This is a genomic window from Sphingobium sp. RS1 (genome assembly GCF_056156825.1).
The window spans coordinates 2227203-2245140 of record NZ_JBLZXE010000002.1 but is presented as its reverse complement, the minus strand read 5'-3'; the positions used below and the strand labels follow the sequence as shown (position 1 = coordinate 2245140).

At 65.0% G+C, this 17938-nt stretch carries 18 protein-coding genes; 6 read left to right on the top strand and 12 right to left on the bottom strand.

Annotation, left to right across the window (positions count from 1 at the left end):
- Nucleotides 1-27: 27 nt before the first annotated feature.
- Nucleotides 28-303: a DUF3297 family protein gene (locus ACNHGR_RS12635; RefSeq protein WP_184267759.1), complete on the top strand. Its 276-nt coding sequence runs from the start codon at nucleotides 28-30 to the stop codon at nucleotides 301-303.
- Nucleotides 304-342: 39 nt separating this feature from the next.
- Here the strand turns inward: ACNHGR_RS12635 and ACNHGR_RS12630 are convergent, their stop codons facing one another.
- The 5 genes from ACNHGR_RS12630 to ACNHGR_RS12610 all read right to left on the bottom strand — a co-directional run bounded on the left by ACNHGR_RS12630 (nucleotide 343) and on the right by ACNHGR_RS12610 (nucleotide 4663).
- On the bottom strand, nucleotides 343-1131 hold the full coding sequence (locus ACNHGR_RS12630) for a CHAP domain-containing protein (protein ID WP_475286507.1): 789 nt from the start codon (nucleotides 1129-1131) through the stop codon (nucleotides 343-345).
- 125 nt (nucleotides 1132-1256) lie between these two features.
- Entirely contained in the window at nucleotides 1257-1787 is a 531-nt protein-coding gene (locus ACNHGR_RS12625) for a CHAP domain-containing protein (RefSeq protein ID WP_184267755.1), read from the bottom strand.
- A gap of 107 nt (nucleotides 1788-1894) precedes the next feature.
- Nucleotides 1895-2965 (bottom strand): DNA replication/repair protein RecF, encoded by a 1071-nt coding sequence (recF, locus tag ACNHGR_RS12620; protein WP_475286505.1) that lies wholly within the window; start codon nucleotides 2963-2965, stop codon nucleotides 1895-1897.
- A gap of 108 nt (nucleotides 2966-3073) precedes the next feature.
- The gene (locus ACNHGR_RS12615) at nucleotides 3074-3616 is read right to left on the bottom strand and encodes a demethoxyubiquinone hydroxylase family protein (protein ID WP_475286503.1); all 543 of its coding nucleotides are present in this window, start codon (nucleotides 3614-3616) and stop codon (nucleotides 3074-3076) included.
- A gap of 531 nt (nucleotides 3617-4147) precedes the next feature.
- Nucleotides 4148-4663 (bottom strand): hypothetical protein, encoded by a 516-nt coding sequence (locus tag ACNHGR_RS12610; protein ID WP_475286501.1) that lies wholly within the window; start codon nucleotides 4661-4663, stop codon nucleotides 4148-4150.
- Nucleotides 4664-4763: 100 nt separating this feature from the next.
- On the opposite strand from ACNHGR_RS12610, the gene ACNHGR_RS12605 reads away from it, so the two are divergent.
- Both ACNHGR_RS12605 and ACNHGR_RS12600 read left to right on the top strand, forming a co-directional pair.
- The gene (locus tag ACNHGR_RS12605; protein WP_475286499.1) at nucleotides 4764-5177 is read left to right on the top strand and encodes a VOC family protein; all 414 of its coding nucleotides are present in this window, start codon (nucleotides 4764-4766) and stop codon (nucleotides 5175-5177) included.
- Complete coding sequence (locus ACNHGR_RS12600; RefSeq protein ID WP_184267747.1) at nucleotides 5174-5704, top strand: peroxiredoxin; 531 nt, start codon at nucleotides 5174-5176, stop codon at nucleotides 5702-5704. Before ACNHGR_RS12605 ends, ACNHGR_RS12600 begins: the two co-directional genes overlap by 4 nt.
- A 30-nt stretch (nucleotides 5705-5734) precedes the next feature.
- Here ACNHGR_RS12600 and ACNHGR_RS12595 read toward each other — a convergent pair whose 3' ends face one another.
- The 4 genes from ACNHGR_RS12595 to ACNHGR_RS12580 all read right to left on the bottom strand — a co-directional run bounded on the left by ACNHGR_RS12595 (nucleotide 5735) and on the right by ACNHGR_RS12580 (nucleotide 10882).
- The gene (locus ACNHGR_RS12595) at nucleotides 5735-6628 is read right to left on the bottom strand and encodes a dienelactone hydrolase family protein (protein ID WP_475286497.1); all 894 of its coding nucleotides are present in this window, start codon (nucleotides 6626-6628) and stop codon (nucleotides 5735-5737) included.
- 124 nt (nucleotides 6629-6752) lie between these two features.
- Nucleotides 6753-7178: a response regulator gene (locus tag ACNHGR_RS12590; protein ID WP_475286495.1), complete on the bottom strand. Its 426-nt coding sequence runs from the start codon at nucleotides 7176-7178 to the stop codon at nucleotides 6753-6755.
- 72 nt (nucleotides 7179-7250) lie between these two features.
- A complete protein-coding gene (locus ACNHGR_RS12585; RefSeq protein ID WP_475288415.1) occupies nucleotides 7251-10010 on the bottom strand; it encodes a TonB-dependent receptor in 2760 nt (919 codons plus the stop codon).
- Between the two features lie 203 nt (nucleotides 10011-10213).
- A complete protein-coding gene (locus tag ACNHGR_RS12580) occupies nucleotides 10214-10882 on the bottom strand; it encodes a 2OG-Fe(II) oxygenase (RefSeq protein WP_475288413.1) in 669 nt (222 codons plus the stop codon).
- 92 nt (nucleotides 10883-10974) lie between these two features.
- Between ACNHGR_RS12580 and pip the strand changes: the two genes are divergently transcribed.
- Both pip and ACNHGR_RS12570 read left to right on the top strand, forming a co-directional pair.
- The gene (gene pip / locus ACNHGR_RS12575) at nucleotides 10975-11916 is read left to right on the top strand and encodes a prolyl aminopeptidase (protein WP_475286493.1); all 942 of its coding nucleotides are present in this window, start codon (nucleotides 10975-10977) and stop codon (nucleotides 11914-11916) included.
- A 26-nt stretch (nucleotides 11917-11942) separates the two neighbouring features.
- Nucleotides 11943-12350 (top strand): membrane protease subunit, encoded by a 408-nt coding sequence (locus tag ACNHGR_RS12570; protein WP_184267738.1) that lies wholly within the window; start codon nucleotides 11943-11945, stop codon nucleotides 12348-12350.
- 15 nt (nucleotides 12351-12365) lie between these two features.
- Here the strand turns inward: ACNHGR_RS12570 and ACNHGR_RS12565 are convergent, their stop codons facing one another.
- The 3 genes from ACNHGR_RS12565 to ACNHGR_RS12555 all read right to left on the bottom strand — a co-directional run bounded on the left by ACNHGR_RS12565 (nucleotide 12366) and on the right by ACNHGR_RS12555 (nucleotide 16121).
- A complete protein-coding gene (locus ACNHGR_RS12565) occupies nucleotides 12366-12908 on the bottom strand; it encodes a SixA phosphatase family protein (protein WP_475286491.1) in 543 nt (180 codons plus the stop codon).
- Nucleotides 12905-15673: an ATP-dependent DNA helicase gene (locus ACNHGR_RS12560; RefSeq protein ID WP_475286489.1), complete on the bottom strand. Its 2769-nt coding sequence runs from the start codon at nucleotides 15671-15673 to the stop codon at nucleotides 12905-12907. Before ACNHGR_RS12560 ends, ACNHGR_RS12565 begins: the two co-directional genes overlap by 4 nt.
- Before the next feature lie 67 nt (nucleotides 15674-15740).
- Nucleotides 15741-16121 (bottom strand): PilZ domain-containing protein, encoded by a 381-nt coding sequence (locus ACNHGR_RS12555; protein WP_184267731.1) that lies wholly within the window; start codon nucleotides 16119-16121, stop codon nucleotides 15741-15743.
- Between the two features lie 129 nt (nucleotides 16122-16250).
- Between ACNHGR_RS12555 and ACNHGR_RS12550 the strand changes: the two genes are divergently transcribed.
- Entirely contained in the window at nucleotides 16251-17831 is a 1581-nt protein-coding gene (locus ACNHGR_RS12550; RefSeq protein WP_475286487.1) for a lysine--tRNA ligase, read from the top strand.
- Nucleotides 17832-17938: the final 107 nt, after the last annotated feature.

Genomic DNA, 17938 nt, shown 5'->3' with positions numbered 1-17938 from the left:
GGGCGCAAATTTTCAGGGAATATGATCATGAGCGACACGCCTCCCAACCACCTCTCCACCAATCCCAAAAGCCCCCATTTCGATATGGAGGTGCTCCAGCGCGGCATCGGCATCCGCTTCAAGGGCCGCGAGCGCAAGGATGTGGAGGAATATAATATTTCGGAGGGCTGGATTCGCGTCGCCGCCGGCAAGACCCGCGACCGCCATGGCAATCCGCTGACGATCAAGCTGACCGGCGAGGTCGAGGCCTGGTTCGAGAACCCGGCCGAAGGCGCCGAGGACAAGGCCGCAGACGCGGAATGACATAAAGAAGGGCGCCGGAGACGGCGCCCTTTTTGTTTGTCAGTTCATCGCCGTTTCGCGCCGCACATCGGCGATTATCGCGCTCAGCGTCCGCTGCGACGGCGTGGCATCGGCATATTCCACTACGAAGGGATCGGCTTCCAGATGCGGCTCGCGTGATGCTTTCGCTGGTTTGCTCGCCTTCACCGCCTTGACGGGCGTCGCCATCGCCATCCGGGTCGGGCTGGCCAGCACCGCCTTCGCCGGCATTGGCACCGGCGCCGCAAGCGGCTGGCGCATCACGGCCGGCAGCGTCCGCTCGTCCCACATGTCCGAATCCACCTTGGCGAAGCGCACGCTCGCGCCCAGCGTCGGATCGGGCGTGAAATCATGCAGCTTGGCCTTGACCGGGTAGATGAAACCAAAGGTCGGGTTGGTCCGCGCCCCCATCTGGTTGGTCGGACTGTGCCACACCCGCACCTGGCTCCAGTCGCCCGCCGCCGACACGTCGATCGCCAGCACATCTTCTTCGATGGAGCCGGGCACCGACCAGTTGGCATGGCGGATCAGCACGCGGCGATCATCCAATATCTTGCTGACGACGGCGACATGGCCCAGCGTCATCGGGCCATTGGGCCTGAACGCCAGCACCGCGCCCTTTTTCGGCCGGTCGCCCCTCTTATACTGTCCGTCCGCCTGATCCCACCAGGTCAGCGCATCGCCCCTGATGGCCACGCCCGACACGATCCGGGCATAGGGCACACATTGCAGCACCGCCGATCCCCAGGAGGGCGCGGTTGCCAGACCGGACAGCAGCAGTGCTGCGGTCCAGCGCATCGATCGAAACATATGCGATCCCGAAATTTTTAGAATCGCCCCACCGGGATCGACCCTAGGCCCGGCTTCCTTTGGAAAGGGTTAAACCGGCATCCGGGATAGAGGTGGGATAGGAAATATTATGGGGAAAATTCGGCTCAGAAGGCCGAACGGACGGCCGCGCCGCCGGTCGTGTCGGCCGACGCGATCTGCACCGGCTGGTCGATGCCCTTGGGCGCGCTGGCGTAGATGAAACCCTTGGCCGGATTGGAGCGGAGGCCCAGGTCGCCGATCGGGCCGTACCACACGCGCACGTCGGACCAGTCATTGTTGGCCGACACGTCGATGGCGCGGACATTGCGCTCGATGCCGCCGCGATAGGACCAGTTGGCGTGGGTCAGCAGCACTTCGCGGTCGTTCACGACCTTGCTGACCATGGCGACATGGCCGACCGGCATGGAACGGCTGGCCGAGAAAGCCAGGACCGCGCCGACGCGGGGTTCATGGCCACGGTCGTAGCGGCCTTCGGCCTGGCCCCACCAGGTGTTCGCATTGCCGTGAATATCGATGCCGGAAACCTGCCGGGCGAACGGTGCGCATTGCAGCGTGCCGGCGGTGGCGGGAACAGCGAGAAGGGTCGAAAGCGCAAGAACAGACGCCGCGAAAACCGCGCGAAAACCAGCGAACATGCGATTGCGACCCCGACTTGTTTTTAGGCTTGAACCCCGATGCCGGTCTTAGGCCAGACGCCGGACGAACCGACAAGCGCCGGGCGACGAGTCGTTTTATCGATGCGTTATGCTGCGGAACGAAAAACATGGCCGGCCGTTACAGTCAGCCGGGTTGCATCCGGTAATTCGCTGAAAAGACTGGATTCGGTGCCCGTCATCCACACCTGACCCCCACTTTCCCGCAAACGTTGGAACAGTGCGGCGCGGCGCAACGGGTCGAGATGGGCCGCCACTTCGTCGAGCAGCAACACCGGCGGCTGGCTCCGGTCGGCCGCGACCAGCGCGGCATGGGCGAGCAGGATCGACAGCAGCAGTGCCTTCTGCTCCCCAGTGGAACAGAGCGCGGCGGCCTGCCCCTTGGCGATATGGGTGACGGACAGGTCGTGGCGATGGGGGCCGGACAGCGTTCGCCCCGCCGCCGCATCGCGCCGCCGCTCCCGCGCCAATCGCTGCGACAGCGGTTCATCGCTCCCCTCATCCCCCAGGATAGCGATCAACGGCCGGGCAAAGGGTTCGTCGGGCTGGTCGGCCAGCGCGTCATTCAGCCGCGCCACCAGATCGGCCCGCGCCGCTGCCAGCGCCGTGCCATGCTCGCCCATCTGCGCCTCCAGCGCGCTCAGCCAGGTCGGATCGGCGCGGCGTATGTCCGCCAGCAACCGATTGCGTGCCCGCATCGCCGCGTCATAGCGGGCGCTGTGCGCGGCATGGCCGGGATGCAGCGCCAGCGTCAGCCGATCCAGAAACCGCCGCCGCCCGCCCGGACTGTCCAGGAAGAGCCGGTCCATCGCCGGCGTCAGCCATACGATCGACAGATGATCGGCCAGCGCGTTCGCAGAGGAAGCGACCCCGCCGATCCGCACCTGCCGCCGGTCGGGGCTGGCGGCGGTCACGCCCGTGCCCAGCATCACCCCGTTCACTTCCGCCGCGATACCGAAGCCACCGCCACCCCCCTGCCGCGCCATGGCGGACAGCGCCGCGCCACGCAGGCCACGCCCCGGCGCCAGCATCGACACGGCTTCCAATATATTGGTCTTCCCCGCGCCATTATCGCCGGTCAGCAGGATGAAGGCATGATCGGGCAGGATCAGCGCATCCGCATGATTGCGGAAATCGCTCAAGGTCAGACGGCCGATCATCGCGCGGCTGTAGCGGCGCGGCGCGGGGGAGGGAAGAGTCGGCGTTTAGGGATGCGTGATGATCGTTGCTGCTGTGATGACAAGGTGAGTGGATGGCGGACAGGCAGGTTAAAGTCGCATTCCAAGCCAAATCACCGCCTCTGTTGACGCCATGACTATTGGTTCGATGGCAACTGACCAAAAGCGATTTGTTGAAGTGTGCGCCAGCGAAAGGTCATGATGCTCCTGCTCATCAAGAATGATTTTGCGAAGCATAACGGTGGCCTCGATATCGCTACCGTCAAGCGCCTCAATCTGCTCACGCATATGCCGTAGGACGACCCGTTCGATGGCAACAGTTGTCGCGCCAACAGCTTCGCGCCCCGCTAAACCTGTCACCGTGCCTAAGAGAAAACCTCCTAATCCACACAAATAGTAGCTTCGACAGCGAGGCCGGTGTCGGCGTTCAAGTTCGGCTCCAAAGCGGGCGCGATGCCCGATTTCGTGTTGAAGAAATTGGTCAAGTTCACTCAACAATTCCGGTGATCGCCAGCGCGAAATCCATCTTTGCGCCCGATAAACACATACTGCGCCATGCTCGCCCGCATGATCGACTTTGATAACGCGGTCGCCCAGCGTCTCACCGCGATTTAATCGTGCTGAAAGAGTCATTGCGCCTTATTGTCAGTCAGTTCCTATGTCCGCAACTGGGATGGGATTTGAGGGAACTGAACGGCAAAAACCGGTCGTTTCCAGACTCAAACATCCGTTCGCCCTGAGCCTGTCGAAGGGCCGCACTTTTCTTCAAACATAAGCCCAAAAGAAAGATCAGGGCTTCGACAGGCTCAGCCCGAACGGACGTTGGGTGTCCGAAACTGGTCGCTTCCAGACCGTCCGCATCTGCTCATCGCACCCTCTCGAAAGCCTTTCCTAATAGGATTTTGTCTGATCTATCCTGCGGAATGACGCCGTCCCGCATCCATCGACGCCATCGCCCCGGCATGCGACGCGCGCAAGGTGCAATGGCGGCGCGTAGGTGGTGCATGCCTGTCACCACGGCGAAGAAGGAGGTGACGCTTCGGGAAAGCCTTAGTGACGCTTCGCGAGAGCCTTGCGAGCGCTTCGAGAATGCTTCCGGCCCAAAACCCCTGTTACACTGTGAACTTCGGACGCTGCCCTTTTTCAGTCCGCGACCGCCCTGCCTCAGCAGCGTTTGCGCGTCACTGCGGCACCGTCATTCACCACGGTCAGCGCCTTGCCATCCTTCGACAGGCTGAGCGCCAGCGTGCGGGTCCAGCTCTGGCCCTCGCCGGTAAAGGCGGCCTCCACCGCTGCGCGCCCGTCCTTGTCCTGGGTCACGCTTTTGACCGTGCCGACGCTTTCGTGGAACAGCAGTTGGTCGGGCATGACCGTTAGTTCCAGCGCCGCCGCCTTGTCGCCGCAACGCTCCGCCGCCCCCGCCCAACGCCCCTGCATCGCCGCCGGGATCAGCCCGTCCGGCGCGGCGGCGGGTGGCGGCGTCTTGACGTCCGGGGCCGCCTCGACCGGCGTGATGCCGTTGTCGGGCGCCTCCGCGACATTGGGCCTCGTACCGGGTAGCGTCTGGTCCAATATATTGGTGACGACGCCGGGCCGGTCGCCCTGTTTATCCGGCGTCCGGTCACAGGCGGTGGTCAGCAGCAGCGGCAGCGCAAGCAGGGCGGCGGAAACATATCGCATGCCTGTCCAACCGACCACCGCCCCCGCCAGTTCCCGTCCGCCCTTTCCTTGTGCCACCGTCCTGCTAGGCTCGGTCCGGTCCATAAGGGGAGTCGATGCCATGCCGGTGCTGGGAATGGGCGGCCTGTTCTTCCGCGCGCGCGATCCCGATGCGCTGGCGGCCTGGTATCGCACGCATTTGAACGTCGGTGGTGGCTGCGTGGTCGATCCCGCTGACCAGCCAAACGAATGGATCTGGCAGCCGCAGGGTGGGCCTATGGTCTTCGCCCCGTTCAAGGCGGACAGCGACTATTTTGCCGCGGACAAGGCCTTCATGCTCAATTTCCGCGTGTCCGATCTCGATTCCCTGCTGGCCCACTTGCGCGGCGCAGGCGTTGAGATCATCACCAAGCCCGAATGGGACGATCCTGTCCTCGGCCGTTTTGCCCGCATTCACGATCCGGAGGGCAATGCGATCGAATTATGGGAACAGCCCGAACATCGCCCCGAAACGCCGCAAGGAACCCCGTCATGAAGCGCCTCTCCCTTCTCCTCGCCGCTGCCGCGACCCTCATGTCCGGCAATGCCATGGCTGCGCTCGCCATCGGCACCAAGGCGCCCGACTTCACCACCCGCGGCGCGCAGGCGGGCAAGACCTTCACCCTCACTTTGTCGCACCAGCTCAAGCGCGGCCCCGTGGTCCTCTATTTCTTCCCCAAGGCGTTCACGCCCGGCTGCTCGGCCGAAGCGCGCGAATTTGCGGAAAATATCGACAAGTTCAAGGCCGCCGGCGCCACCGTCATCGGCATGTCGGCCGATCCGGTGGACGATCTCGTCGCCTTCTCGACCAAGGAATGCGCGGGCAAGTTCGCCGTCGCCTCGGCCGGTCCCGGCATCGTGTCGGGCTATGACGTCGCCTTGAAGATGCGGCCGGGCATGACCGACCGCACCTCCTATGTCATCGCCCCCTCCGGCCGCATAGCCTTCGTCCATAGCGAGATGAGCTATGCCGGCCATGTGAAGAGCACGCTGGCGGCAGTGGAAGCGATGAAGGGGAAATAACGAGCGGGAAATAAGCGCCAACGGAAGTTGCTACTTTTTCACATAGGTGCCGAACCAGCCAAGCGTCGCCTCCCAAGCGGCCTTGGCGGCGGCTTCATTATAGCTGGGGCGGTAATCGGCCATGAAGCCATGCTCCGCCCCGGCATGAACGGTGATCGCATCGGGTGGCGACTTGCCCGCCTTGGCCAGCGCGGCGCGCATCGCCTCCACGTCCGTGATTGGAATGCCCTTGTCCAGCGCGCCATATTGACCCAGCACCGGCGCCTTGAGTTTCGCAACCTCTTCGATCGCGCTGAATGGTTGCAGTTCGGTCTTGTCGCTCACCAACCTGCCATAATAGGCGACCCCGGCATCCAGCCTGTCACTATGCGCGGCATAGAGCCACACGATCCGACCGCCCCAGCAAAAGCCGGTAATGCCCCGCTTCTTGCCATTGCCGCCATGGCTGCCGGCCCAGCCATAGACGGTGTCGATATCGGCCAGCACCTGCGCGTCGGGCGCCTTCGACACGATGGTGCCCACCAGTTGCTTGAAGTCCGCAATCTTGGTCGCGTCGCCATGGCGGGCGAACAGGTCCGGCGCGATGGCATAATAGCCTTCCCTGGCGAAGCGGCGGCACATGTCGCGGATCCATTCATGCACACCGAAAATCTCATGGACGACGACGATCACCGGCGCGGCCTTCCCACCCGCCGGACGCGCGACGAAGGCGGGCAGGGCGAAGCCGTCATCGGCCGGGATGGTGACGCTCTCTTCCGTCAGCCCTTCGCCCGACGTCTGCACCGCACTGCTGGCGACCGGGCGGCAAGCGGCGGCAAAGCCTGCCGCAAAGGCGCCGCCGGCCAGCACATGCCGGCGTTGCAAGCCGGTGCTGCGTACCCAATTGCTATCCTCGGACAGGCGTTCATTGTCGTCGCTGGTCATCGGCATGCTCCTCTTGCCCGGCTGCTCGGTGAACAGCTTAAGCAAGCGCACAGCAAAGGCACAACGAAAAGGGGGGAAGGCGCGGATGCCTGCCTTCCCCCTTTTGCAATCGTCCGGGCGTAGATCAGGCGGCGATCGCCACCGGTTCCGGCTCTGCGACGATCATGCCACGGCCCAGATCGCGGATCAGGCCGATGAAGCGGGTGGCTTCCCGTACGATCATCGCCTTGTTGAAACAGGCCGCCGCACCCCGGTCCATCGCCTCGGCGACGATCGGTGCGCCGTCGCGCATCAGGCTGGACAACATGATGACCGGGCACGGCTCCATGTCCATGATCTCGTCCAGGATGGCGAGGCCATCCTTCCCCGGCATGGCGATGTCCAGCGTCACGACATCGGGCTTTTCCAGCCGGATCATGTCGATTGCTTCCTCACCATTGCGGGCGATGCCGACCACCTCGATGCGGCGGTCCCGTTCCAGCAGCGTCTCGATCATCGCACGGATGGTCAGCGAATCATCGACCACCACTATTCTGACAGGCTTCATCATCTCGGTTCCCCAACCATTATGGGCATCATAACGGCCGGGGAACGAGCAGCTTTAGCCGTGCCTAATGCGAATTTAACTACGGGGCCGATCGGCCGCGAAATTGGGGAAGAACAGCTTGCGGAAACTGATCGACACGGTGCGGCCCAGCGGGTCGAGATAGCCCGGCTGATAACGCAGCGGCGTCGCCCCGGTTGCGTCGGTCACTTCGCGCCGCTGGTTGAAGATATTGTCGACGTTGAACGATATGCGCGCCCCCCGCATGAAGGGAATCTTGCGCTCCAGCCCCTGCACCTGCCCCAGATTGGCGAAGATGCGCAGGTTCGCGGTGGCGAGGCTGCCGAAGTTCAGCCGTGATGCGCCGCCCGCCGTGCCGGTCAGCGCGCCGTCCACATGGGTGCCGCTTTCCCAGTCGATGCCCAGCCGCGCGCCGATGCCGTTGTTCATATAACCAATCCGCGCCTCGATCTCATGCCGGGGCTGGCCGCCCGACGATCCGGTGGCGTCGCCGTCCAGCAGGTTGAGCTGTGGCACGCCCGGCGCGATCTGGATGCTCTCGGTCAGATGCCAGGTGTGATAGAGGCTGAACGTCATCCGCCCGCCGCCCTGACCGCCGCCTGGCCCACGGAAGCCGCCGGGGCCGCCAAAGCCGCCGCCACGCGGACCGCCGCCTTGGCCGCCCGCACCGGCATTGCCGCCCTCGCCACGCGGCCGATCGCCACCCCCTTCGCCCTGTGGCGGGCCACCTTCGGCGCGGGGCTGGCGATTGCCGAACAGCGCCTGCAATTCGGGCGGCCGGTCTTCCGGCTTGCCACCGGACGCGCGCCAGGCTTCCATCAGCTTCTGGATATGCGACTTGATCGGGACCGACAGGTCCACGCCCCAGCGCAACTGCTCGCTCTGCGACGACAGGAAATTGATCGGCCGCGCATCGATCTGCAACAAATTGCCGTCGGCATCGCGCAGGAAACGCTGCGGATAGGCCGCCTCCAGCGCTGGCGTCGGCGTGGGGAAAGCGGCGATCGGGTTGCGCGTCCGGCTGTTGAGATAGGTCGCCGTCATCGTCAGATTGGGCTTTTCGAACGGCTTAATCCGCGCGCTCAGGCGAAACTGGTCGCGCACGCTTTCACGCAGCGCCGCATTGCCGCCCGACAATTGGGTGACGAAAACTGTCTGCCCGGTCGCATAGTCGAACACCGACACGTTGGGGGTGGAAATCAGCGGGTCGGTGATGTTCGCGCCCGTCGGCGCGGCACGATCCTGATTGGCGGACGCCAATATCTGCACTGCGTCGACCGGCTTCCAGCGCAGGCCATAGCCCAGCGTCGACAGCGTGCCGAAGTCCGAATAATGCTGCGCGGCCGCGTTCAGGTTGACCGCGACGTCGCCTACCGCGCCCAGCACGCCGCGCGACCGGCTGGTGATCGGCAGGTCGAGGCTGATCTGCCCACTGCCGATTTCCCGGCTATAGTCGCTGCCGCTTTCCACGCCGGATCGGACGGAGCGGCTGGTAAAGCCATTGGCCGACGCGCCGATGCTGATTGATGTGGTCACCCCGCCGGCCGGCAGATCGAACAGCGTGCCGCTGATCAGCAGGTCGCCCTGCACCGCCTGGCTCTTGGCGCGGGCGCGGTCGGTCAGGCGGGTGGCAATCAGGTCCGGCGCGAAGCTGCCATAGGGATTGACGCTGGCGTCGCCGGCATCCAGCGCCGCCTGGATCGCATCGGTGGATACGCCACGATCGGTACGGGTGCGGGTGATCGACAGATCGCCATTGCCGGTGAAGGACCATTGCCAGCTGCCACCAAGCCGCCCGTTCAGCGTCAGCCCGATATGGCCGGTCGTACCCCTGATCTGCTGCTGCAAGGCGCCGCCCTGCGCCAGATAGCGATAAAGCGTCACATCATCAGCGAAGGGGGAGAAGGCACTGCCCGCCGGCAGGTCGAACGCAGCCTGCGACAGGCCTTGCAGCGAATCATTGTCGGACAGTTCCAGCCGCCCGTTCAGCGTCGCCGATATGCCGCCCAATGCGCGGGAGAGGGTGGCGTTGGCGGCGAAGCTCTTGGTCGAAGGGCTGAGCGTGCGGTAACGGGTCAGGTCGCTGAGGCTGGCGACATTGGCGCCCGCGACGAAATCATTCAGGCTCGGTGGGCCGGACGCGGCGCTGCCCGGGACGTTGGCGACCGTGACGGTTTGACCGGCCAGCGCCGACAGGGCCGGGTCTATCTCCCCGTTCGCACCGGTGCCGACGACATTGCCGGCCAGGGCATAGGGGCGGCTCGGCGCCGTCGCGATGATGCCGCGTTCGCTTTCCAGCAATTGCGCGGCCCGATTATATTGCAGGTTCAACGTGAAGCGATTGTCGCCCTGGATGCGCAGCAGGCCCACTTCCACCTTGCCATTCTCGCCCCCGCCCTGCGTCGTCGTGCGAATGCGTCCCTCGGCCGTTTCGCCACGAAAACGCTGGCGCAGGACGATGTTCACCACCTTCTGCGTCGGCGCATAGCCATAGGAGAGCGCGACCTGCTCAGGCAGGATGTCGACCCGCGCCACGGCCTCCGATGGGATATCCTGAATTTCCGAAAAGCTGGAGATGCGCTTGCCGTTCAGCAGGATGACCGGCGTGCCGTTGGTCTGCGGGGCCAGTTCGGTGATGAGTTCGGAAATGGAGGTCACGCCCAATGCGCGGACATCCGCGCCGGACAATTGCTGTTCGGGCTGGACATTGCCGATCACCGATCCGCGCTGCGGCTGGCCGGTGACGATGATTTCCTCGCCATCATCGACCGGGGCGGTTTGCGCAGCCTGGGCGGCCTTCGTCTCCTCCTGCGCCATCAGCGCAGAGGGCGCGACCCCGGACAGGAGCGCAACACCGATGATGGACGCAGAAAAACGCACGGAAACCGCCACAGAAACCCCCAAAAAACCCTATGCTATGACCGCTGGACTAGCAGGCGCTTGTCGCAAAATTCTGGCAACAACCAGCGATATTTGTCGCAAGATGTAACCATGCCGGCTGAACGGGGGATGGCCGGGGATCAGGGCGCGTCATGGAAAATGATGCCCAACGTGTAGCGTACGCCCCACAGGAGCCGACTGACGCCGTGCCGCATCTGCACGCGATGGACGCCGCGCGTGCCCACGACTGGCCGATCGCGCACCGGGAAGATGACGGCATCCCCCTGCATCAGTGGCACGACTTCGGCGCGCGACTGCATGCGCGGCCGCTGCTCGGTCAGGACGAAGGCGCCGCCGGTGAAGTCCTGCTCCGGCCGGGACAGCAGGATCGCGGCCTGAAACGGAAAGATATGCGGGCCAAAGACATCCTGATGCAGCGCATTCCAGTCGCCCGCTTCGTATCGCAGCAACAGAGGCGTCGCCTTGTCCTGCCCGGCCAGAGCGCAGCGCGCCAGATAATCGGCATGATGGGTCGGATAAATGTCGCTTGTGCCCAGCCGCTCGGCCCAGCCATTCGCATGACGCGCCAGCGCGGGATAGAGCCGCTCCCGCAGCATCGCGATCGGATCGGGCAGGGGATAGGCGAAATAGCGATAGCGTCCGCTGCCAAAACCATGGCGCGCCATCACCACCTCCTTGCGGAAGGCGGCCGGCTCTTCCCACAGCGCGACGATGGCGGCGCATTGTTCGGGCGACAGCAGGGCAGGCAGGCGCACGGCGCCATGGCGGTCGAGATCGGTCAGGTCCATTGGTGCAGCATCGCGGCAATGCGCGTCCGGGGCATCCCGCGCCTTGCGTTCAAACACTTCCCTTCGCCGCCGCCGATTTATAGGATGTGCCCATGCGCACGCTCTATCCCCCGATCGCTCCCCATGCCTCCGGCCATCTCGATGTCGGCGACGGCCACCATATCTATTGGGAACGGGCCGGCACGCCCGGTGCTAAGCCCGCGGTCTTCCTGCATGGCGGGCCGGGCGGCGGCATTTCGCCCGACCATCGCCGCCTGTTCGATTCCGCCCGCTACGACGTTCTCCTATTCGACCAGCGCGGCTGCGGCCAGTCGACGCCGCACGCCAATCTGGACGCGAGCACGACCTGGGATCTGGTCGCCGATATCGAACGGCTGCGCGTGATGATGGGCGTGGAGCAATGGCTGGTCTTCGGCGGCAGCTGGGGTTCCACCCTCGCGCTCGCCTATGCGCAGGCGCATGTCGATCGCGTGACCGAACTGGTACTGCGCGGCATCTTCACCATCCGGCAAAGCGAGATCGACTGGTATTATCAGGAAGGCGCCAGCCGCATCTATCCCGACAAGTGGGAGCGGTTCGTCGCGCCGATCCCGGAGAGCGAACGGGGCGATCTGGTCAATGCCTATCGCCGCCGCCTGACGGGGGATGATCGCGCCGCCCAAGTCGCCGCCGCCCGCGCCTGGAGCGTGTGGGAAGGAGAAACCATCCGCCTGCTGCCCGATCCGGCGCTATCGGCGACCCATGATGCGGACGATTTCGCGCTCGCCTTCGCTCGGATCGAAAATCATTATTTCGCCCATGGCGGCTGGCTGGAGGACGGTCAACTGATCCGCGACGCGGGCAAGCTGGCGGCCATTCCCGGCGTCATCGTGCAGGGCCGCTACGACATGGCCTGCCCTGCGGAAACCGCCTGGGCGCTGCACCGCGCCTGGCCGCAGGCCCGCTTCGAAATGATCGAGGGCGCCGGCCACGCCTATAATGAGCCGGGCATCATGGATGCCCTGATCCGCGCGACGGACGGCTTTGCAGAATAGGCGTTACAAACGGGGGATTGATATTGATGCGACTGACAGGAACCGGCGTAGTGGGCCTCACCATGCTTTTTGTGCTGACGCTATCGGGTGTGCTGTGGGGGTGTCCCAGCTATAATGTCTACAGCAAGGAACAGGCCGGTCGCGCTGCGCTGGCCGAGGCGCAGTCGTCGCGCCAGATCGCGGTGCTGGAGGCCAAGGCACGGCTGGAAAGCGCCAAGATGCTGGCGGATGCGGAAGTGGTCCGGGCCGAAGGTGCCGCGCGGGCCAACCGCATCCTTCAGGATAGTCTGGGCGGGCCTGACGGCTATCTGCGCTATCTTCAGATTCAGGCGATCGATTCGAAGGAAGCCAGCATCATCTATGTGCCGACCGAAGGCGGGTTGCCATTGCTGGAAAGTTCGCGCCTCGCACCCAGAGCCGCGCCGGCGGATTGAAAGCCGCCATCCGATTCAGCGCGATCCCGGCCCCAGCGCAGGGTCGAGGTCGCGCGGGCGGGTGAAGCTGGCCAGGGTTGCGATATTCTCCCGCGCGTCGTCCCAGCGATCGATGGCCAGGTCCAGCACCGCGATGCTGGCGGTCGGGAACTTGACCTCCACATCCTCGCGCAGCGGGCTGGCGCCGTCATCGGGGACGAGGTCGAGGATCAGTTCCTCCAGCCCCGGATTATGCCCGGCCATCAAGGCACTGTTGGTGCTGTCGGGCAGGTCGCGGATGACATCGAACAAAGTCGGTGCGGACGCCAGATAGATGCGCCGGTCCCAGCGCGCGTCCAGCGTTTCGCCATAGCCGGCAAAGAAGGTTTCCAGCGTCTGCACCACGCGCACCGCGGGGGAGGCGACCAGCAGGTCGAACGCCATCTTCCGCTGCGCGGCGAACTGGCCCATCAGCATGGCGGCCTTTTCCCCCCGGCGATTCAAGGGCCGGTCGAAATCACGCGCGACCGGATCGTCCCAATCCGATTTGGCGTGGCGCAACAGGGTCAGCCTTTTCATTGTCTCTCCTGTTGGGGAGGGCCTGATGGGGGTAGGCCGGATTCGCGCCCCTGATGCCCCAAAGCGGGCGCTGCGCCAAGGGCCTGTTCGCGCGCCTGTACGCTGACCGCGATGATCGCCTCGTCCAGCGTCAGCCGGCGAATCGGCGTGCCGGGCGGGAAGGCGCTGAGCAGGCGGCTGGGCATGGCGGCGGACAGGATGACGAAACTGCCCTTGTCCTCGGCCCGGCGGATCAGGCGGCCGAACGCCTGCGCCAGCCGCGCCCGGATCAGCCGGTCGTCATAGGCGCTGCCCCCGCCTGCCAGCCTGCGTGCGGCATGCAGCACCGTGGGCTTGGACCATGGCACGCCCTCCATCACCACCAGCCGCAGCGAATGCCCCGGCACGTCCACGCCGTCGCGCAAAGCATCGGTGCCCAGCAGCGAGGCGCGCGGATCGTCGCGGAAGATATCGACCAGCGTGCCGGTATCCATCGGATCGACATGCTGGGCATAAAGCGGCAGGCCCGCCCGCGCCAACCGGTCGGCGATCCGCGCATGGACCGCTCGCAATCGTCGGATCGCGGTGAACAGCCCCAGCGTGCCCCCGCCCGCCGCTTCGATCAGCCGGCCATAGGCACCCGACAGCGCGGCGATGTCGCCCCGTTTGATATCGGTGACGATCAGCACCTCGGCCCGGCCCGGATAGTCGAACGGGCTGGCTGCCTCGAACCGTTCCGCGCCATGCGGCAAATGGCTGGCGCCGCTGCGCGCCTCCGCATTGCCCCAGTCGCCCCCGCCCTTCAGCGTGGCCGACGTCAACAGCACGCCCTGCGCCGGCTTCAGCACCGTCTCCGCCAGCGGCCGGGTCGGGTCCAGCCAGTGCCGGTGAATGCCGATATCGAACTCGCGTCCCTCGATCCGGTCGACGGTCATCCAGTCGACATAGTCCGGGTCCGCCGGCCCGCCGATCCGCGCCAGCAAGGCCAGCCAGGCCGCGATCAGGTCGCGTCGCCAGCCGAGCGACGCGATCGCCCCCTCGACCCGCGCCCGCGCCGCACCGTCCAGCCAGTCGGGCGCATCCTCGATCACCGCCTCCAGCCGCCGGGCGAGCCGCACCAGCGGCTTGATGAGCGCGTCGAGCGCCAATGCCGCTTCCTGCGCCGCTTCGACCAGCGCGCCATCGGGTTCGGCCAGTTCGGTTTCCAGCCCATAGCCGGCATCGGCCTCACCCGCCGCTTCCGCGCGGGTGTAAACGGTGCCGCGCACGGCGGCGAGCAGCGCCTCCAGCGGCCCGAACGGTTCGCCCGCGACGATGCGTTTCAGCCAGTCATCGGCGGGCAACGCCTGCGCCGCGTCGATCGCCGCGCGGATCGCCTGACCGCCGTCCTCATCATAGCTGGCCAGGTCGGACAGGCGCGCCGCCAGACCCCGGCGTCGTCCGCGCGATCCGCCCTCCGGTCCCATGATCCAGCGACGCAGCTCGATCGCCTCCTGTCCCGACAAAGCGACGGAGAAGGTCGAATCCGCCGCGTCGAACAGATGATGGCCTTCGTCGAAGACGATCCGCTGCGGCCGCTGCCCTGTTTCCCGCCCGCGCGCGGCGTTGATCATCACCAGCGCATGATTGGCGATGACGATATCGGCATCTGCTGACGCCCGTGCCGACCGCTCGATGAAGCATTTGCGATAATGCGGGCAACCGGCATAGATGCACTCACCGCGCCGGTCGGTCAGCGCGGTGGAGCCGTTGCGGCGGAACAAGGTCGGCAACCAGCCGGGCAGGTCGCCGCCCACCATGTCGCCATCCTTGCTGAAGGCCGCCCACCGCGCGACCAGTTGCGCCAATATCGCCGCGCGCCCCGAAAAGCCGCCCTGCAACGCATCTTCCAGATTGAGCAGGCAGAGATAATTTTCCCGCCCCTTGCGCACCACCACTCGCTTGGCCGCCACTGCTGCATCGGGAAACAGCCGCAGCGATTCGCGGTCGAGTTGGCGTTGCAGCGCCTTTGTATAGGTCGAAACCCAAACCGTGCCCTGCGCTTCCCCGGCCCAGAGCGACGCCGGCGCCAGATAGCCCAACGTCTTGCCGATGCCGGTGCCGGCTTCGGCCAGCAGCATATTGGGCTGATCGCGATGCTTGCGCGGGGTGAAGGCAATGCTGGCGGCAGCGGCATAGGCGCGCTGGCCGGGGCGCGGTTCGGCGCCCTTCCCGGTCAGCGCGTCCAGCCGGGCCAGCACCTGATCCTCGTTCAGGCTGATCGTGCGCGGGGCAGGGCGGGGCTGCGCCTCCTCCCATTCGGGCAATTTGGAAAAGAGCCAGCGTTCCGCCTCGCGCGGGCGAGCGATCCGGGGCGCGACCAGCGGCGACCAGGGCCAGCGCAGCCGGTGCAGCGCCTGCGCGGCGGTCCATCCGCCCTCGCGCTCCGTCCAGTCAGGCGCCTCCAGCCGGCCGAGCAGCATCGCCGCGCCCTGTTGCAGCAGCGCGGGAATATCGCCCTCGCTCGTAGGCGCAGGCAGGCCGAGCGCCTCCGCCAGCCCCTTGGGCGTCGGCACCAGAAAACGCGCCGGATGCAGGAACGCCCAGAGTTCCAGCAGGTCGAGTCCGTTCAGTTCAGGATAGCCCAGTCGCTGCCCGGTGAGCGGCGCATTGAGCAGCAGCACCGGCGTTTCGGCGCTGCGCGCGATTGCCTGCCCCTTGGCCAGCGCCTGTGTGCGGTCGCCTTCGCGCAACCAGATGCCGCCATGGCTGGCGTGGAGCGCGGGCAGGGTGGCGGGATCAATCACTTGCCCGATCTAGGCGAGCAGGAACAAAAGGAAAACCTGAAATATGGCCTCTACGCCGGGAAGAGCGTCAGCCGGTGCGGCGCCCGAAGCCGCCGCCACCGACATAGGCGCTACCAAACCCCGTCTGTTGCTGGACGCGTGGCTGGAAAGCGACTGGCGCGCGCTTGGCGGCGCGGGCCATCTCCAGGCGCTCGTACAACGGGCCTTCGCTCAGTTCATAAGGGAAACGGATGCCCATGCGATCCTCTTCGGACCAGCGCACCGTGCCGAAGACGATGAAGCCGTCCAGGTCGATCTGGCATTGCGACCGGGCGGGCAGGGTACAGCCCACAACCTGCGCGCCGCCCTCGCTCAGATCCACGATCACGCCTTCCAGGCTGTCCAGCACCGTCGTCACGACGATGGGGATGTCCACGGCAATGCGCTCGCGGCTGCGCTGTATCTGCATATCGCCTCCTGTCGGCCCATTATCGATACGCAGGGTTAATGAAATCTAAAGCTGCGAACGATTGTCAAAACGCTTTTGCGGCCAAATAGCATTTTCTTTCGCTTTAGCAGGGTTTAGGGGGCGTGAATCATGACAATGTCCGATATCCTCCGCACTGCGGCGACCGCATCCAAGGCCTGGCCCTATGAAGAAGCCCGCAAGCTTCTGAAACGTTACGCCAATGGTGCGCCGGACAAGGGGCATATCCTGTTCGAAACCGGCTATGGCCCATCGGGTCTGCCGCATATCGGCACCTTCAATGAAGTGCTGCGTACCACCATGGTCCGCAACGCCTTCCATGCCTTGTCGGACATTCCGACCCGGCTGGTCGCGTTCAGCGACGATCTGGACGGTTTCCGCAAGGTGCCGGACAATGTCCCCAATCAGGCGATGCTGGCCGAATATCTGGGCAAGCCGCTGACGCAGGTGCCCGATCCGTTCGAAAAGTTCGAAAGCTTCGCGCATCACAATAATGCGATGCTGCGCGAATTTCTCGACAGCTTCGGCTTCGACTATGAATTCGTCTCCGCGACCGAACGCTATCAGGCCGGTGCCTTCGATGAAGCGCTGCGGCAGGTGCTGCGTCGCTATCAGGCGATCATGGACATCATGCTGCCGACCCTGCGCAAGGAACGGGCGGCGACCTATTCGCCCGTGCTGCCGATCAGCCCCAAGAGCGGCATCGTGTTGCAGGTGCCGATCGAGGTGGTCGATGCCGAAGCGGGCATCGTCCGCTTCGTCGATGAAGGTGAGACGATCGAACAGTCGATCCTGGGTGGCGCGGCCAAGCTGCAATGGAAGGTCGACTGGGCGATGCGCTGGTATGCGCTGGGCGTCGACTATGAAATGGCGGGCAAGGATCTGATCGATTCGGTGACCCAGTCGTCCAAGATCTGCCGCGCGCTCGGCGGCCGTCCGCCCGAAGGCTTCAATTACGAGATGTTCCTCGACGAAAAGGGCGAGAAAATCTCCAAATCCAAGGGCAATGGCCTCAGCCTCGAACAATGGCTGACCTATGGTCCGCAGGAAAGCCTCGCCTTCTACGCCTATCGCGAGCCGAAAAAGGCGAAGCAGCTGCACATGGGCGTCATCCCGCGCGCGGTGGACGAATATTGGCAGTTCCGCACCAACTATCCCAAGCAGGCGGTCGAGCAACAACTGGGCAATCCGGTCCATCATATCCATGATGGCAAGCTGCCCGACGGCGAACTGCCGGTGACTTTCGGCCTGCTGCTCAACCTCGTCGGCGTGATGGGCGATGCCAGCCGCGAACAGGTCTGGGGCTATCTCCAGAATTATGTCCCCGGCGCCAGCGCGGAAACCTATCCGGAACTCGACGCGCTGATCGGCCATGCGCTCGCCTATCACCGCGATTTCGTCGCGCCGACGCTCAAGCGCCGCGCGCCCGAAGCGAACGAGGCCGCGGCGCTGCGAAAGCTGGACGATGAACTCGCTGCGCTGCCGGCCAGTGCCACGGCGGAAGATATCCAGAATATCGTCTATGCCATCGGCAAGGATGAGACGTTCGGCTTTGCCGAACTGCGCGACTGGTTCAAGGCGCTGTACCAGACGCTGCTGGGCGCCGATCAGGGACCGCGCATGGGCAGCTTCATTGCGCTCTATGGTGTGGAAAACAGCCGCAAGCTGATCGCGGAATCGCTCGCTTCCTGATCTGGATCAACATCGGTACGGAACATAATGCCGTGCCGGGCGTTTGCGCATCGGTCCACCCCCCTTTCGGACTGGTGATGCGCCTGGCGCGCGTCATCGGCCGCGTG

What these genes read in the sequence shown, in the direction of transcription:
- ACNHGR_RS12585 (WP_475288415.1), bottom strand. Translation starts at nt 10,010, where the DNA reads ATGGCGCAGGAGGAGACGAAGGCCGCCCAGGCTGCGCAAACCGCCCCG.
- ACNHGR_RS12605 (WP_475286499.1), top strand. Translation starts at nt 4,764, where the DNA reads ATGCCGGTGCTGGGAATGGGCGGCCTGTTCTTCCGCGCGCGCGATCCC.
- recF (WP_475286505.1), bottom strand. Translation starts at nt 2,965, where the DNA reads ATGATCGGCCGTCTGACCTTGAGCGATTTCCGCAATCATGCGGATGCG.
- ACNHGR_RS12615 (WP_475286503.1), bottom strand. Translation starts at nt 3,616, where the DNA reads ATGACTCTTTCAGCACGATTAAATCGCGGTGAGACGCTGGGCGACCGC.
- ACNHGR_RS12595 (WP_475286497.1), bottom strand. Translation starts at nt 6,628, where the DNA reads ATGACCAGCGACGACAATGAACGCCTGTCCGAGGATAGCAATTGGGTA.
- ACNHGR_RS12580 (WP_475288413.1), bottom strand. Translation starts at nt 10,882, where the DNA reads ATGGACCTGACCGATCTCGACCGCCATGGCGCCGTGCGCCTGCCTGCC.
- ACNHGR_RS12550 (WP_475286487.1), top strand. Translation starts at nt 16,251, where the DNA reads ATGACAATGTCCGATATCCTCCGCACTGCGGCGACCGCATCCAAGGCC.
- ACNHGR_RS12565 (WP_475286491.1), bottom strand. Translation starts at nt 12,908, where the DNA reads ATGAAAAGGCTGACCCTGTTGCGCCACGCCAAATCGGATTGGGACGAT.
- ACNHGR_RS12555 (WP_184267731.1), bottom strand. Translation starts at nt 16,121, where the DNA reads ATGCAGATACAGCGCAGCCGCGAGCGCATTGCCGTGGACATCCCCATC.
- pip (WP_475286493.1), top strand. Translation starts at nt 10,975, where the DNA reads ATGCGCACGCTCTATCCCCCGATCGCTCCCCATGCCTCCGGCCATCTC.
- ACNHGR_RS12590 (WP_475286495.1), bottom strand. Translation starts at nt 7,178, where the DNA reads ATGATGAAGCCTGTCAGAATAGTGGTGGTCGATGATTCGCTGACCATC.
- ACNHGR_RS12610 (WP_475286501.1), bottom strand. Translation starts at nt 4,663, where the DNA reads ATGCGATATGTTTCCGCCGCCCTGCTTGCGCTGCCGCTGCTGCTGACC.
- ACNHGR_RS12600 (WP_184267747.1), top strand. Translation starts at nt 5,174, where the DNA reads ATGAAGCGCCTCTCCCTTCTCCTCGCCGCTGCCGCGACCCTCATGTCC.
- ACNHGR_RS12570 (WP_184267738.1), top strand. Translation starts at nt 11,943, where the DNA reads ATGCGACTGACAGGAACCGGCGTAGTGGGCCTCACCATGCTTTTTGTG.
- ACNHGR_RS12625 (WP_184267755.1), bottom strand. Translation starts at nt 1,787, where the DNA reads ATGTTCGCTGGTTTTCGCGCGGTTTTCGCGGCGTCTGTTCTTGCGCTT.
- ACNHGR_RS12630 (WP_475286507.1), bottom strand. Translation starts at nt 1,131, where the DNA reads ATGTTTCGATCGATGCGCTGGACCGCAGCACTGCTGCTGTCCGGTCTG.
- ACNHGR_RS12635 (WP_184267759.1), top strand. Translation starts at nt 28, where the DNA reads ATGAGCGACACGCCTCCCAACCACCTCTCCACCAATCCCAAAAGCCCC.